The organism is Enterococcus sp. AZ129 (assembly GCF_051714505.1).
GTDB lineage: Bacteria > Bacillota > Bacilli > Lactobacillales > Enterococcaceae > Enterococcus > Enterococcus faecalis.
On record NZ_JBIORY010000001.1, the window covers coordinates 877,501 to 891,605 of the forward strand.

At 32.5% G+C, this 14,105-nt stretch carries 14 protein-coding genes, 12 tRNA genes, 1 rRNA gene, 1 pseudogene and 1 riboswitch (1 of these 29 running past the window's edge); of the genes and pseudogenes, 25 read left to right on the forward strand and 3 right to left on the reverse strand.

The annotated features are described in order from the left end of the window. From rrf to IGJ90_RS04495, 25 genes and pseudogenes are all read left to right on the forward strand, one after another. Positions 1–4: ribosomal RNA gene (rrf, locus tag IGJ90_RS04375) — 5S ribosomal RNA — on the forward strand (it extends 112 nt beyond the left edge of the window). 6 nt (positions 5–10) lie between these two features. Next, positions 11–84 (forward strand) — tRNA-Asn (locus tag IGJ90_RS04380). Between the two features lie 43 nt (positions 85–127). Beyond that, positions 128–216, forward strand: a tRNA-Ser gene (locus IGJ90_RS04385). Positions 217–233: 17 nt separating this feature from the next. Continuing rightward, positions 234–305 (forward strand) — tRNA-Glu (locus IGJ90_RS04390). Between the two features lie 27 nt (positions 306–332). Then, a tRNA-Val gene (locus IGJ90_RS04395) sits at positions 333–405 on the forward strand. A gap of 10 nt (positions 406–415) precedes the next feature. Further along, positions 416–491 (forward strand) — tRNA-Asp (locus IGJ90_RS04400). Positions 492–536: 45 nt separating this feature from the next. Continuing rightward, positions 537–609 (forward strand) — tRNA-Phe (locus IGJ90_RS04405). 5 nt (positions 610–614) lie between these two features. After that, positions 615–695: transfer RNA gene (locus tag IGJ90_RS04410), tRNA-Tyr, on the forward strand. 4 nt (positions 696–699) lie between these two features. Beyond that, positions 700–773, forward strand: a tRNA-Trp gene (locus IGJ90_RS04415). Positions 774–809: 36 nt separating this feature from the next. Next, positions 810–882, forward strand: a tRNA-His gene (locus tag IGJ90_RS04420). Positions 883–896: 14 nt separating this feature from the next. Beyond that, a tRNA-Gln gene (locus IGJ90_RS04425) sits at positions 897–968 on the forward strand. Between the two features lie 25 nt (positions 969–993). Then, positions 994–1,064, forward strand: a tRNA-Cys gene (locus IGJ90_RS04430). Between the two features lie 13 nt (positions 1,065–1,077). Continuing rightward, positions 1,078–1,161 (forward strand) — tRNA-Leu (locus IGJ90_RS04435). A gap of 390 nt (positions 1,162–1,551) precedes the next feature. Further along, the gene (locus IGJ90_RS04440) at positions 1,552–2,391 is read left to right on the forward strand and encodes a SpaA isopeptide-forming pilin-related protein (protein ID WP_438767616.1); all 840 of its coding nucleotides are present in this window, start codon (positions 1,552–1,554) and stop codon (positions 2,389–2,391) included. Continuing rightward, positions 2,366–2,797 (forward strand): hypothetical protein, encoded by a 432-nt coding sequence (locus IGJ90_RS04445; protein WP_438767618.1) that lies wholly within the window; start codon positions 2,366–2,368, stop codon positions 2,795–2,797. Before IGJ90_RS04440 ends, IGJ90_RS04445 begins: the two co-directional genes overlap by 26 nt. Positions 2,798–2,880: 83 nt before the next feature. After that, positions 2,881–3,129 (forward strand): hypothetical protein, encoded by a 249-nt coding sequence (locus IGJ90_RS04450; RefSeq protein WP_438767620.1) that lies wholly within the window; start codon positions 2,881–2,883, stop codon positions 3,127–3,129. A gap of 20 nt (positions 3,130–3,149) precedes the next feature. Further along, positions 3,150–3,254, forward strand: a pseudogene (locus IGJ90_RS04455) (LPXTG cell wall anchor domain-containing protein); the annotation flags it as partial. Positions 3,255–3,282: 28 nt separating this feature from the next. After that, complete coding sequence (locus IGJ90_RS04460) at positions 3,283–3,495, forward strand: hypothetical protein (protein ID WP_438767621.1); 213 nt, start codon at positions 3,283–3,285, stop codon at positions 3,493–3,495. A 229-nt stretch (positions 3,496–3,724) separates the two neighbouring features. Beyond that, entirely contained in the window at positions 3,725–4,210 is a 486-nt protein-coding gene (locus IGJ90_RS04465; RefSeq protein ID WP_438767623.1) for a hypothetical protein, read from the forward strand. A 345-nt stretch (positions 4,211–4,555) separates the two neighbouring features. Then, complete coding sequence (locus IGJ90_RS04470; protein ID WP_438767625.1) at positions 4,556–5,017, forward strand: hypothetical protein; 462 nt, start codon at positions 4,556–4,558, stop codon at positions 5,015–5,017. Between the two features lie 5 nt (positions 5,018–5,022). Continuing rightward, on the forward strand, positions 5,023–5,421 hold the full coding sequence (locus IGJ90_RS04475) for a sigma-70 family RNA polymerase sigma factor (protein ID WP_438767627.1): 399 nt from the start codon (positions 5,023–5,025) through the stop codon (positions 5,419–5,421). Between the two features lie 63 nt (positions 5,422–5,484). After that, positions 5,485–5,715, forward strand: a complete 231-nt coding sequence (locus IGJ90_RS04480; protein WP_438767629.1) for a helix-turn-helix domain-containing protein — start codon at positions 5,485–5,487, stop codon at positions 5,713–5,715. 262 nt (positions 5,716–5,977) lie between these two features. Then, positions 5,978–8,656, forward strand: coding sequence for a hypothetical protein (locus IGJ90_RS04485; protein WP_438767631.1), 2,679 nt, complete (start codon positions 5,978–5,980; stop codon positions 8,654–8,656). A gap of 519 nt (positions 8,657–9,175) precedes the next feature. Continuing rightward, the gene (locus tag IGJ90_RS04490; RefSeq protein WP_142428575.1) at positions 9,176–9,529 is read left to right on the forward strand and encodes a DUF771 domain-containing protein; all 354 of its coding nucleotides are present in this window, start codon (positions 9,176–9,178) and stop codon (positions 9,527–9,529) included. A 58-nt stretch (positions 9,530–9,587) separates the two neighbouring features. Next, on the forward strand, positions 9,588–10,736 hold the full coding sequence (locus IGJ90_RS04495) for a tyrosine-type recombinase/integrase (RefSeq protein WP_438767633.1): 1,149 nt from the start codon (positions 9,588–9,590) through the stop codon (positions 10,734–10,736). A 163-nt stretch (positions 10,737–10,899) separates the two neighbouring features. Here IGJ90_RS04495 and IGJ90_RS04500 read toward each other — a convergent pair whose 3' ends face one another. From IGJ90_RS04500 to IGJ90_RS04510, 3 genes are all read right to left on the reverse strand, one after another. Continuing rightward, positions 10,900–11,160, reverse strand: a complete 261-nt coding sequence (locus IGJ90_RS04500; RefSeq protein WP_010713556.1) for a hypothetical protein — start codon at positions 11,158–11,160, stop codon at positions 10,900–10,902. A 64-nt stretch (positions 11,161–11,224) separates the two neighbouring features. After that, positions 11,225–11,392, reverse strand: a riboswitch (M-box (ykoK) riboswitch). A 62-nt stretch (positions 11,393–11,454) separates the two neighbouring features. Next, the gene (locus IGJ90_RS04505; RefSeq protein ID WP_002360638.1) at positions 11,455–12,234 is read right to left on the reverse strand and encodes an ABC transporter ATP-binding protein; all 780 of its coding nucleotides are present in this window, start codon (positions 12,232–12,234) and stop codon (positions 11,455–11,457) included. Between the two features lie 88 nt (positions 12,235–12,322). Beyond that, a complete protein-coding gene (locus tag IGJ90_RS04510; RefSeq protein WP_002384764.1) occupies positions 12,323–14,095 on the reverse strand; it encodes an ABC transporter permease subunit in 1,773 nt (590 codons plus the stop codon). Positions 14,096–14,105: the final 10 nt, after the last annotated feature.

Consider the following 14,105-nt stretch of genomic DNA (forward strand, 5'->3'; position numbering starts at 1 on the left):
ACGCGATTATTCCGGCATAGCTCAGTTGGTAGTAGCGCATGACTGTTAATCATGATGTCGTAGGTTCGAGTCCTACTGCCGGAGTTTAACATATGAAATATCACGAGTATGTGCTTCTTTCAGCTATGGAGAGTTGTCCGAGAGGCCGAAGGAGCATGATTGGAAATCATGTAGGCGGTAAACACTGTCTCAAGGGTTCGAATCCCTTACTCTCCGTTTCATATTTACAAACTGGCCCGTTGGTCAAGCGGTTAAGACACCGCCCTTTCACGGCGGTAACACGGGTTCGAGTCCCGTACGGGTCATTTATTTTAATAGTAACATTCCTTTTTGGAGGTTTAGCTCAGCTGGGAGAGCACCTGCCTTACAAGCAGGGGGTCAGCGGTTCGATCCCGTTAACCTCCATTACTCGGTTGGTTCCGTGGTGTAGGGGTTAACATGCCTGCCTGTCACGCAGGAGATCGCGGGTTCAAATCCCGTCGGAACCGCCATTTAATGTTGTTACTTGAAAATTATTTGAACAAGCTTTTGTTTTAGGCGTGGTAGCTCAGTTGGTAGAGCAACGGATTGAAGCTCCGTGTGTCGGCAGTTCGACTCTGTCTCACGCCATTTATGGAGGAATAGCGAAGTGGCTAAACGCGACGGACTGTAAATCCGTTCCTTAGGGTTCAGTGGTTCGAATCCACTTTCCTCCATTTTAGGGGCATAGTTTAAAGGTAGAACAACGGTCTCCAAAACCGTTGGTGTGGGTTCAATTCCTGCTGCCCCTGCCATTTAATTATTTAATAGATACACTTTTTAAGATTACGGCGATCGTGGTGAAGTGGTTAACACACCAGATTGTGGCTCTGGCATTCGTGGGTTCGATTCCCATCGGTCGCCCTTTGTAATTTTATTGGGGTATAGCCAAGCGGTAAGGCAACGGACTTTGACTCCGTCATGCGTTGGTTCGAATCCAGCTACCCCAGTTTTTTTGTAACAAAAATGGAATATGGCGGTATAGCCAAGTGGTAAGGCAGAGGTCTGCAAAACCTTCATCACCGGTTCAAATCCGGTTACCGCCTTCCAAAACATCTTGCCGGCGTGGCGGAATTGGCAGACGCGCTGGACTCAAAATCCAGTGATCTCACGATCGTGCCGGTTCGACCCCGGCCGCCGGTATACTAAAGACTGTTAAATCATTGATTTAACAGTCTTTTTTCGTTATAGTGGTGCGAAAATGGTGCGATTTTTAAATCTGATGTTTGTTCACTGTTTAGTTTATTGTTATTTAATTATTATTATGAATGAAATGAGTAGATTAAGTATGGTTAGGTGCTGAATAGTTTAGCACCTTTTTTTGCAAATAAATTTTATGAATGGAAAAAATATGAATAAAATAACACTCAAAGCAGCTACGCTTTATAGTCTTATGACTATCGTAGTTGCTTTTTTATTACCTCAGCTGTTGCAATTGCAGCTACCGTTACAGATCAGCCAATCGCAAATTATACAACAACTTGGTATTTAAATCGTTTTAACGGACTTCATTGGACAGATAATTCTGTTTAGATGAAGAAAGTAGATGGAGTGCCAGCTTTTTGTATAGAACATGGGGTTACGTTATCTCCTGGTTCAGGGGTTGAACCTTCTGAGTTAACAGGTTCGGAGAAAGATCGTCTATCACTAATTTCTTATTATGGATATCAAGTGAATCCAACGAATGATAATTATGTAATAACCCAACATATGATTTGGGAAGAATTAGGTGATCAGCTATTAACTTCTAATGTTCCGAATTATGGAGGAAGAAAAGCAGAAATACTAGCACAAGTTGCGAAACATACAGCTAAACCTAGTTTTAATAATCAAACAGTTGAATTGAATGTAGGGGATTCAATTACATTAACATATCAAGCAGGTGTTTTAACTAATTATAAAAATTTGATTGAAAACTCTGCGAACCTTCAAATCAATAAAAATGGGAACCAGTTAAAACTAACAGCTACGGCAAATTCTAACGAGCAAGGAAAAGTGAAATATTCGATTGCTTCAAATAAAGATATTGGTCAGAGTTTTGTTTATACCAAAGGTGAAGAACAAAAAATTGCTGTCTTTAAATTAGCTGATGGTGGAGCTTTTGAGTTAAATATAATAGTGAATTTAAACGGGAGTGTGAAAGTTAAAAAGATTGATGAAGAAACAGGAAAACCTCTACCGAATACAAAATTAAAGTTTGAATACAATGGTCTATCTAAGGAATTTTTAACGGATAGTAAGGGTGTTGCAGAAGTGAAAGAGATAAAAGCAGGAACAACAGTAAAAATTACCGAAGTTACGGCTCCGAATGGCTATGTAAATAAAGGAGAAATTAAAACTGTTAAAATTGAGCCGAACAAAACCATTTGTTGAAGCGCCATCTGAAGTAGATTTTGGTATCCACCAATTATCAAATACAAATGAAACTTATGAATTTGCTTCATTTTTAGGAGCTTTAAAAATTCAAGATTTAAGAACATTAGGAGCCTCTTGGAGTATATCTGCTCAACTTACTTCACCATTTACTGGGAAAAGTAGCAATCATAAGTTAGATGGAGAATTAAGTTATATATTAGAAGATGGCAATAAACAAGTTATTAGTGAAACAGAATCTAGAATAGTATGTAGCGGGACGAGTACAACACATGATGTTAAAGATATCTCTCAAGGATGGAAAGATTCGTCTGGATTGAATTTGAAAGTTTTTACTGGAGAAGCTTTAGATGATACGTACCAAGCGATTTTGGAATGGACAGTGTCTGATTCTGTAGTAAATTAATAGGCTAGATACTACGTGAGTATTTCAGAAAAAATATTATAAAGGTAATAAGAAGAGAGAACATTGAAAAAAAGAATATTTTAATGGTAGTAGTGCTTGTATTATTTAGTCTAGGCGTTACTGTACAGTCAGTAGCAGCTCAAACAGGAAATGATTCAAAATCTGAAGGTAATGTAGGATTTTATGAGATTCAAACAAGTAGTACAAGTGAAGATAGTAGTACGAATAGTTCAACAGAGAGCAGTTTTGATGAGAGTAAAAACTCAAGTAGTAGTGAAGATATAATAAAAGATACTACACGTGGGGAACTGGTGAATCATCTAATGGATTAAAAAAATTTCTTCCAAATACAGGAACTTCTGAAAATTATATCTATACAATTATGGGAGTTGTTTTTATATGTTTAATTGGGATCATTCTAATGAACAGAGTTAAAAGACGTAACAAAGACGAGTAGTGCATCTTATAAAAAGGAGTATTTGTAGATGTGTGTACATCAAGAAGAAATCGAAAAGGTATTAATGGATAAGCAGAGCCAGTTAACTTTTGAGGAGTTAATGAAAGAACTTGGATTGGTTGAAGAAAACAAGAACAAACTAATCATTCTAAGCTTACTGAGAAATAATAACAAGGTTGAAGTGACATATACAAAAAGAAATAAAAAGGTTATTACATTATTCAAAATGAAAAAAATTTAATAAGGCATTGAAAGAAGGGATAATAGAAATTGAACATAAGAAAAAATTTCGATAGAAGCTTAGTATTGTTAAGTGCTCTAATGGTACTACAAACAATTATATTTAGTGTAATTTTTAGTTCATCCCGCCTCAGCCGAGGAAGTAAATGCGTCAGTACTTTCCCCCTGTGTGTCGGAATGAAATATCTCACACAGATAGTGAAGGTAATACAATATCAGCCATATCCTATATGGAATTTGACACATTTACACCATGGAGTCCAGAGTTACGATTAAACTATTTTCAAGTAAAGGCAACAGATAAAGATGGAAATGACATTACAAGAGATGTAAAAATGTACGATAGTCATAGGTCACATAACTTTGATGAAGATAGTTATCGCTATCAAGGAGGAGCAGGATATATTTATATGTATGTAAATAATCGTGAAGATGCTTTAGAAACAGTATATATGATTAATGGACCAACTTTTGTGACAGCTCCAATACTTATGATTCAGGTAGGAGAGCCTATAACAACTGAGACATTAGGCATATATTCAATAGGGGAAGATGGTAAAAATATTTCTAATTTAATTCAATTGGAGGTACTAATTGACATAGAAAATATAAAACCTGGTGTGTATCCTGATGCTATTCGTTATCAAGTGATTGATCCTATAACTTTAAGAAAAGCAATGGGTACCAGAACATTACTTGTTCTGCCAAATGAATAGTGATATTGACAACTTTTGTTTTTTATTACTCATGAATTACTATGAGGGCGTATTTATAGTACGCCCTTTTTATATAGTAAGAAAACATTCTATTATCTGAAATATTATATAATATAAGTTTCAAATTTGAATGTAGAATATTTTTCTTAATGTGACAATTATTTTGAATTCAATATTCGTACATAGACAATATTCAATTAGAGTAGTTCTTCTCATAGAAAAATAAACATAGTGTTTTAAAGATAGTTTTAAGAGGATGATTATTTTCTTTGTCTCAAAGGTTTCATTTTTATTTTTTTGAGGTTATTTATCTATGAAGAAAATAAAAATATAGGAGGAGTGAAGATGGATGAGGAAAAGAAAGTAATTTATACATTAATGAGGGAGATTGTTGAAGAACGTAGGGAATTGAGTAAGCAGTATTATGATCTAAAAGTTAAACTAGATACATTGTCTATGCCTTCAAAAAGTGTACCTCAATATAACCAATTTAAAGAAAATGAAGATACAAAAAATGGATTTTTTGAAAAACAAAAAAACAAATTTGAGAACAAAATGAGCTGTTCGAAGAAAAGAAAATATTATCCCTTTGAACGAATTGCTGGGTATGTTGTTGAAATTTTAAAAAGCTCCGAATATCCAATTAGGAGCAAAGAATTATTTGATCAATTGATAAACGAGTATGATGTGCATATTTTATACAACAATTTTTCTAACAATATTTTACCTAGAATAATGGATTCGAATAATTTTTCAGTTGAAAAAGTTGGCAGAGGTTATTGGCAGTACAAATCAAAAAGGAAGTAACTGATATGACTAAAGAAAGAGAGATAAGTTATTTATTCATATGTTACATTCAAAAAGTATTAACTAATGAGAAGAAAAATTATATGCGTAATATATCTAGAAACCGTATTGATTTAATCCATGATGAAAATTTTCTTGAGCGTATTGAAGATAAATCTTTTAAATTTTTTGAAGAATTTACTGAATTCGAAATAGAAGCGTTTGTTGTACTATTTGATAATGTGGAATTAATTAATGCGATAGAAAATCTTTCTTATGATGAAAAATTTATTTTATTTGAGAGATATATTGCAGGTAAAAAAGATCCTTCGATTGCTAAAGCGCTGAACATAACTAATCAAGCCATTTCAAAAAAGCGAAAAACTATAATAAAAAAATTAAGAAAGTCTTTTTATATCAAATAGATATAAAGCGTATACGTCCACCTCCTTATCTAATTTTTAATAAACTAATAAAGGGAGAGAACGATGGATGAATATGCAGAGTTAACGAAACTTATTATTAAAGCACAAAAAGGCGATAATCAAGCAATGACACAGTTATTTCAACGTTTTGAATATTTGTTAGTTAAGCTATCAAAAGATACTAAAGGTTCTTTTGATGAAGATTGCTATCAAATTTTATCTGAACGATTTATTAAAGCTGTTCGGCGATTGATACTGGGAGAATTTAAAGAAAATAGTCTGGGAAAAAACTAATTAAAAACGAAAATACCGTCAATTTAATAAAGTAAAAACCTTGATTTGACGGTATTTTTATTTTTTTCAAAATGAACTCAATTTAGGACTTATGTCCCAGAATCATAATTTAGCATTTATGGATAGTTATCAGAAGCTAAGATAAATAACTGTATAATAATAAAAAGCTTTAAAAGAGTCAAAGTCTGGTATCTATTAAATTTAGGCGTCTTTAAAAGGAAGACCTTCTTTTTTTTTAATGATATAATAGGAATAGCAATTAATGAAAGGGGATAATTTGTTGAACAATTCTAAATTTAAACTAGAGGTATTTATTAGTTCAGCAATGGGAGAAGAGAGTGGAACAAAGTGGTTAGAAATTAGAAAATCAATAAAAAATACTTTATGCAAGTGTGAATTTTTAAGTCCATTTACGATTGAAGACCACGCTAATGAAATACCTTCAACACAATTTTTCACATGGTGGATTAAAAGAGCAGATGTAGTTGTAATTTTGGTTAAGAATGAAATACGGCCAGGGACTCAGCAAGAAATTGATATAGCTATAGAGAAAGGTATACCTATATTAGTTTATTTTTGTAATACTGAGGAAATAGCTCAATCTGCTAAAGAGTTTAAAAACTATATGATTTCAAAAGATAAAACTACATTTAAACTCTTGGATAGTTTTATCGATATAGATAAAATTGTATTTAATGATATTGTTAATAATCTGATAAGTTATTATAAATATACACATGACGTCGCTGTACAAAATGGAGAATCTAACTACTATCCAAATGAGTTGGTTTTTGAAGATAATATTTTAGACAAAAGTTTATTATCTTATTTTGGTAGTAATCAAAATATTTTATTTGAACTTTTTTCGCTATCTTCTTATGGAACGATAGAAGAGTCTAACAATTCTAAATTGGGTAAAGATTTACTTGAATGGTTATATGGGGGAGAAGCATGGGTAAATTGGGAAGATCTTATACCTATATGGGAAAAAGGTTCGTTAGCTGAATCTATAATCAATATATTAAAATTAAGGCATCAATCAATTCAAAAGTATTTTGATAAAAACTATACGAGTGCTTTAGAAGATTTGGATGGTGCATTAAAATTAGCTAAAGAAAAAAATGCTCCTGATTGGCTGTTAGGAGATATGTTAATTGATGCTCGAAATATCAGCAGTAGAATGAAAACGGATAATTTAAAATATCAAGAGCAAATAAATGAAATGAAAAAATTCATACATTTTCCAGTAGGAGATAGATACTTAAAAAATGCTTTTGAAACACTTGAAAGAGAACGTTTAGAGATTCGTACTCTTTCAGCATCAGATACACGACTTGGGAATACTCTAACTAGTTCTTTACAAGACTTAGAGAATTATCTGTATATTAGTTTGTTGATTGGCTCATCTACCCATTTATTATTAGCTAGAAAAAAGTTCATTGAAATTTTATTAGAGTACGGTGATCTTTATGGCGACGAAAACCTTATTTATCAGTCACTAAGACTAATGGTATTAGCAGGGGAATCTAAAATGTTTTCTAGAGTGTTACAAAAGTATTGGGAGGAAATTAATGCTACTTTAGCTGTTAAGGTTGATGAACTATGGGAACTAACTAATAGATGTTATTCTATTAACAACAAGATTATGAAATGTTTAATAATAAAATCTCTGGGGCAATATATGGAGAATTCTTTATTTAGGAAGGCAATGACATTTTTGCTTGATTTTTCAGAGAATATTAGTAGTCCTCAAGAGTCAAAATATATCTTGAATGCGATGAATAATAATTTAACAAGATTAAAGGATGGTTTTTCACTAGATATATTATTGAATGTTTTGAAATCAAATAAAATAAATTTATATGGGGAATTCACTAACATACTTTCTAATCTTGACTTAGCGCGATATGACAGGGTTGAAATAGAAGAATTGTCCAATGAGTTGAAAAACAAAATTGATACTATTCTAGGTAAGAACGGGCAGCCATATTTTATAATCAATTTACTAAATCAATGCGAAGAGTCTTTTATAGATTTATATGATATGATGAGCAATCTTGGTTTAGAAGAGGATCTTGATTATATTGATATTGAATTAGGAAATACTAAAAAAGCTGAAAAGACTTTAATTGATAATATTGATATACTAGAGAAACAGTTTTCAAATCTAAATAAAAATGGAGTTCAATTTTACTATTCTAAAAATCCTTTAGCAGTTATTATTTCAATAATTCAAAAATTTAAAAAACGAAAGTTCAGTGAAATTGTAGATGAAAAATGTATTCCTCTTGTAATCAATGTTTTATCTAGTGCTGCTTCTTTAGATATTAAAGAGTCTTATCTAGAATTCTTGATTGAGTTGTTAGTTGAGTATAAGAGAGTTGATAAAGAAATCCCCCGGCAACTAAAAGAATTCTTTATTACAGATGAGATTGCTTTAGAAAATGAATTTAGTATAACAGGTGCAAGTGTTATTTCCTCAAGATATTATATAAATACAATAAACTCAATATTGGGTTCTGATATAGAAAATAATATTTTTGATACTTGCATTGGATATAAAGAAAAACGAGGTATAGAAAGAAAAGCTTTAAGTTATTCTATACAAAAATATATAGAGTATAACCTTGTTTCTGCAAATGAAATCCCGGCGTTTATTAATCTTGTTGTATTGGATATGTTAAGAGATGAATATTTTGAGGTAAGAAAAGATGCACTGAATTGTGTTCTGCATCTATATAAAATACAACCATCTGAACTACTCAAAGGTGAGTTGATTCGAATGACTCTTGATAGTTCACCAAATGTAAAAGCTTATTATTTGAATTTATTAAAAGATAACTTCCTTTGTGAAAAGGATAGACAGGAAATTTTGACTCTTTTTTCAAGAGACGCTAGTTATAATATTAGAGAATCTAGTTTAAAACAATTAGATGATTAATTTCTACAAATAGTAAATTGAAATTTGTTGAAAAATCGAAATGAGTCAGTTTATTTTGTATTCAGTGTAGCAAACTTAAAAATAAAATTAGACCTGCTTTGAGGGAAACTCTTAGTAGGTCTAATTTTATTCAAAATTTGATAAAAATTTTGCTTTTAAAGTTTCATTTTTGAAATTAATTGGTTATTTATACAGTGAAGATTCAAATTTGTTCCTTGAAAACTAAATAGATTTGTTAGGTACGTTTATTTCTAAAATGAGCCATTGTTGGTTTATCGCTTTTGCGGTCAAATAAATGCAATAAGCTATATGTGCGTATATAGTAGCCATGACCTTTAGAAAGATAATGATACTTCTGTAAAGCTCGGCGTAAATTGCGAAGAGGTGAAATTCCTATGTACTCAATGCAAAAGAGTAGCCTAACAAGAAAATAAACAAAATTGTATTCAAAATACTTAGTCATAATTTTCGGTATTAATATACTGGCAAAGAATTGTTAATTGAGATGAGGTGTAAAGTTTGGAACAGATCATTGAGTATAAAGCACAAATAGTATTGCCAGATAACTTTATTTTAATTCAAAGAGATGAATATGAAAATTTAAAAAAAGCAAGTTTTAAAGGAAATTGTATTTCTGTAGAAGAGTTTAGAAAGAAGCATACATGTCTCAGTAGACCAATGTTCAATGAAGTATTGCTGTTAAATCCAAAATTTAAAAAAATATTAGATATTAAAACAAATCCAGAGGGGTGTATTGCTTATCCTAAAGGGAGAAATTCTGGGAAATATTATATATTAGAAAGTAAATTGATGATGTTTATTGAAGAAAAATTTTCAGAAATTTTTTCAAATGATGGACAAAATAAGATATAATGTATGTGACCATACTTATTATTGATCATTCATTCATGAAGAAAGAGACGATGCTTGAATGGGGATTAGTAAACGCGGCACGAAATGGCGTGCTTTTATAAATATAAAAACAGAAGAAGGGGGATATAAAAATAAAAGTTTAAGCAGTTTTAATACTAAATTTGAAGCGATTAAGGCTGTAGAATATGCGCAGTCTATTGTTTCAAGAGGTCAAAGAAGGGCCTATTCGGTCCCTTTTTATGAGTATTTTGAATGGTTTTTTCAAAAATATAAAAAAGAGGCCTGTTCCAAAAAAACGCAAGGACACTATCAGCACACTAAAAGATATATTAAAAAGTATTTAGGTGATACTCCATTATCTGACTTAACCAATGATAAGTACGTAGAATTGTTAAATCAGTTTTCTAAAGACTATTCGCCAGCTACTTTAGAAAATTTTCATACCCATATGCGTGCTTGTGTCAAACAGGCTTTTGCTCTGGGGCATATTCCTGTTGAATTTACTTCTGGTAGTTCTTTGAGGGGGCTTGGAGATAAGTCTAAAGAGAAACCAATTTATCAAAAGTATATTGATGATACTCAGTATAAAAAAGTTTTACAGTATGTTGTTCAAAATAGAGATAAAGAATCTTCTATTTATTATGTAATTATCTTTTCTCTACTTACAGGGTGCCGTTTTTCTGAAATAGTTGGGATTACAATTGATGATATAAATTTTGAACAAGGGTTTGTAGATATAAACAAAACGTACGATTATATGAATCCTCCGTCTAATTCAAGCGATTGGCTTCCCTGTAAAAATAAAAATAGCTATCGTAAGGTAGAAATGCCACAGAACTTGGCAGAACTATTGAAAGAGTTTTGGCAATATCAACAGGAAAAATGCCAGTTTCATCAAATTAAAAATCCACGTAAACAAATTTTCTTTGATTGGCAAGAAGGTGTCTGTGACAACCGAAAGGCCAATATTGAGATTAAAAAAATTCTTGTGACGTGTGGCATAACTGATAAACCAAAATTTTCTATGCATTGTTGCAGACATACCTTTGTTTCTTTTCTAATCTATCAAGGCTATTCAGTAGAAGAAGTTGCTTTAATTGTTGGAGATAAACCAGAAGAAATAAGAAAAACATACTATCATGTCTTTCAGGAATATGAAGTAAGAACACGATCTAAAATGCGCGGATTGATGAATTCGCTCTTTTAGTTTGTTATTTAATACTAAAATAGCTGGTGCAAAGATGGTGCGAGAAAAAGAAAAACAGTTAAAAGTATTTAAAGTAAATTACTTAATTGACAGTCTTTATAAGGTATTTAACGGTATTTTTAGTAAACAAGCTCCGGCCGCCGGTATACTAAAGACTGTTAAATCATTGATTTAACAGTCTTTTTTGTTTATTATTTTCTCGAATACATAAAAAAACCATCTCAAAAAAATGAGATGGAAAGTTAAGTGAGAGAGTGATAAGTATAGTGCGAATAAATACAAGGGTTACAGAAGAATGTGGGGGTTCTGCATCATCGTCATTAAATGTTCCTGCAGTAGGAATATGAATTTCTGTCATATTATATTCAATAACTTGAACTGTGATGATTACAACAGTTCCAATGATTGCTAACATAGTAGTCATACTTTCACTCCTCTCTTAATTTTAAATAAAAGTACTTAACTGATTGACTAGAGACTAAAAGTATACATCAACATGAACGTTGAGCTTTAGCACTATACAACGTAAAGATCACTCTTAGCTATTTTGAGAAAAGCCTTCTCCTCGACCAGTCTTGTTCTACTCATTGGTGTCTCTCGACATTTCTGAGCAATAGCCTATGTTTGTATAGGAGCCTCACCTAACTTATTACAAAGGAATAATAGTCTTTTAAGTAACTCTTTGTCAAGACATAAGCAGAAGTCAAAATAGTTCTATTTACAAATGAATGCGACGAACCATTTCTTCTGTTATTTGTTCTACAATATCAATGGTTGTTTTTGGCGAACGTTGATTTCTGGGGATATCGATTGAGTAAATTTTGGCAATACGACCAGGATTTGCATCCATTAATACAACCCGATCAGAAAGTTGGACTGCTTGTTGAACGTCATGCGTGATCATTACAATTGATTTAGTCGCAATTTGATTGTTTAGCCAAATTTCTAATAAATCGTTGGATAATTGGCTGGCTGTAATGATATCTAAAGCTGAAAATGGTTCGTCTAAGAGCAATAAACTAGGTTCGATGGCTAAAGCACGAGCAAAGCCTACACGCTGTTTCATTCCACCAGATAACTCTCTGGGATAAGCTTTTTCAAAACCAGTTAAACCAATCATTTCAATGAGATTACTGACTCTTTTATTTATTTGTTCGCGAGAAATTTCTTTACGGTTTTCTAAGCCAAAGCTGATATTTTTTTCAACTGTCAACCAAGGAAAAAGGGCAAAATGTTGAAAAACCATGCCGATATTGGCATCAGGCTCATTAATGATTTTATCTTCAAAAGTAATTTCACCTCTAGTTGTACGAAGAAGTCCAGCAATACTTCTGAGCAACGTTGATTTTCCTGTTCCTGATTGTCCGATAATACTTAAAAATTCATTCGTTTTAACTGTTAAATCAATATTTTCAAGGACTTTTAAATGTTCTGAATGTCCTTCAATTTCAAATTCTTTATATACTGATTTTATGCTTAATAATTCTTTATTTTCCATCGTCTTATTAGATAGGTCAAGGGAAATAACCTATCGTTCTCCTCTCTAGTTTATCTTAAAAATTTAGTCGAGTTGAGTCGTCCAGCTATTAATAGTGAAATTTTTGTTTTGCTGCTCGATATAAAGGTTGCCAAACAAAGGCGATACATAAACCAACAACGAAACACATCGCTAAGGTTCCTAAGGCAGATTTATCTTTTACACCATCGTTTGCCGCAATATATTGTCCTAGGCCAGTAACATCTATTGATTTTTTGCCCCATTGAATGCTTTCTGCTGCGATATCAGCGTTCCAAGCAGCACCAGCAGCGTTAATAATTGCTGTAATGAGGTAAGGTAAAATAGAAGGGATCAAAAATTTTGTCCACCATTGCCATTTAGATAATTTAAAAAGTTTGGTCACGTCACGAATATCATCAGGGATGGCTAAGTAGCCAGCAATTACATTAAAGAAAAAATACCATTGGCAACCAACCATGATGAGTGGTAAAATCCACCATTCTAATTTGTTGAAGCCCATACTAATAATCAACACAATGAATGGAGTATAAACATTTGACGGAATGGAGCCTAAAATTTGTCCAATCGGTTGAACGATACTTAAGCGCCGATTATCATTCGCAACCCAGATTGCTAAGGGAGTAAAGATAATGCCAGCAACGACCATAGCCAAGGTAACCCGTAGCGTAGTATAAAGTGTTAATCTAGGAATCATGCTGAAATCTTGATGAGGCAAGAAATGATAGAGCTTAATAGAACAATAAACCCCGATAATGGTTAAGCTGACATACCATAATGTTTTGAAGAAATGGCGTAATTTTGCTAGTAATCGATAGAGATAGTCTAGCTTGAAAAAGTACCAAACTTTTGGTAAATCGTAAATCCAAAAATGACTGAATTTCACAAAAGCTTTTGAAAAGTATTTCGTTAAAGTTGCTTTTTTTAATAAATGATAAATGATGGATTTAGGTGGCGTCGTACTTTCGACATCTGTTTCATATTTAAAATAATAAGTGGCTCGAACTAAAGGTTGAAAAACTAAAAAGTTTAAAATCACCACATTGATTAATAAGGCAAAAACAGCCCATAAACAGGATTTAAAGTCGGCTCGATTTAATGCTACTTGGATATAAGAACCAATTCCTGGTAAATAAAGGTTGGTTTCTTTAGGAAAGGCAACAGAAGCTTGCTCGCTGGCCACCAAGGCAAACCAAGCCGCAGTTTGAGAAATAATAACGTTCCAAAGTAAGCCAGGAATTGAGTAAACAAATTCAAGACGCCAAAATTTTTCCCAAGCATTGTACTTGAACTGATCGGTCACATTGACTAGATCTGAAGGAATAACTTCCATTATTTGATAAAGAGTCAACATGATGTTCCAAGCTTGACCTGTGAAGATGGCAAAAATAGCAACCGCTTCTGCGCCCATCACATTTCCTGGAAATAAACCAAGTAACCAAGCAGTTGTAAAGGTCAAAAAACCTAGCAATGGAACAGATTCAAGGAAATTAACTAATGGTAAAATGACTCTTCGTGCCGTTTTATATTTTACGGCTAAAATACCAAAAACAAAGGAAAACAGGAAGGACCAAGCCATCCCCACAATCATTCGAAACATGGTTCGAATTGAAAAGTAAAAAAGATTTGATGGAGATAAGAAATCATCTGTTTTACTTGGTGTTGCGAGGAATTCTTCTGAGGGAAGGGTGTGAAGAGGGCGATTCATTTTTAGCCAAGAGAAGACGATGATAAAAATGAAAATGCCTAAAATGATGAGCAAGGTAAGATTCCCGATACTTTTAGCAAGTAGGGTATTTTTCTTAGATGATGCAGTGACAGCTTTCAATTTAAAAACCTCCAATTAATCATAT

Excerpts from the sequence above, each read along its gene's own strand:
- IGJ90_RS04505 (WP_002360638.1), bottom strand. The coding sequence starts at position 12,234 with ATGGAAAATAAAGAATTATTAAGCATAAAATCAGTATATAAAGAATTT.
- IGJ90_RS04470 (WP_438767625.1), top strand. The coding sequence starts at position 4,556 with ATGGATGAGGAAAAGAAAGTAATTTATACATTAATGAGGGAGATTGTT.
- IGJ90_RS04480 (WP_438767629.1), top strand. The coding sequence starts at position 5,485 with ATGGATGAATATGCAGAGTTAACGAAACTTATTATTAAAGCACAAAAA.
- IGJ90_RS04465 (WP_438767623.1), top strand. The coding sequence starts at position 3,725 with ATGGAATTTGACACATTTACACCATGGAGTCCAGAGTTACGATTAAAC.
- IGJ90_RS04485 (WP_438767631.1), top strand. The coding sequence starts at position 5,978 with ATGAAAGGGGATAATTTGTTGAACAATTCTAAATTTAAACTAGAGGTA.
- IGJ90_RS04450 (WP_438767620.1), top strand. The coding sequence starts at position 2,881 with ATGGTAGTAGTGCTTGTATTATTTAGTCTAGGCGTTACTGTACAGTCA.
- IGJ90_RS04495 (WP_438767633.1), top strand. The coding sequence starts at position 9,588 with ATGGGGATTAGTAAACGCGGCACGAAATGGCGTGCTTTTATAAATATA.
- IGJ90_RS04475 (WP_438767627.1), top strand. The coding sequence starts at position 5,023 with ATGACTAAAGAAAGAGAGATAAGTTATTTATTCATATGTTACATTCAA.
- IGJ90_RS04460 (WP_438767621.1), top strand. The coding sequence starts at position 3,283 with ATGTGTGTACATCAAGAAGAAATCGAAAAGGTATTAATGGATAAGCAG.
- IGJ90_RS04500 (WP_010713556.1), bottom strand. The coding sequence starts at position 11,160 with ATGACTACTATGTTAGCAATCATTGGAACTGTTGTAATCATCACAGTT.
- IGJ90_RS04440 (WP_438767616.1), top strand. The coding sequence starts at position 1,552 with ATGAAGAAAGTAGATGGAGTGCCAGCTTTTTGTATAGAACATGGGGTT.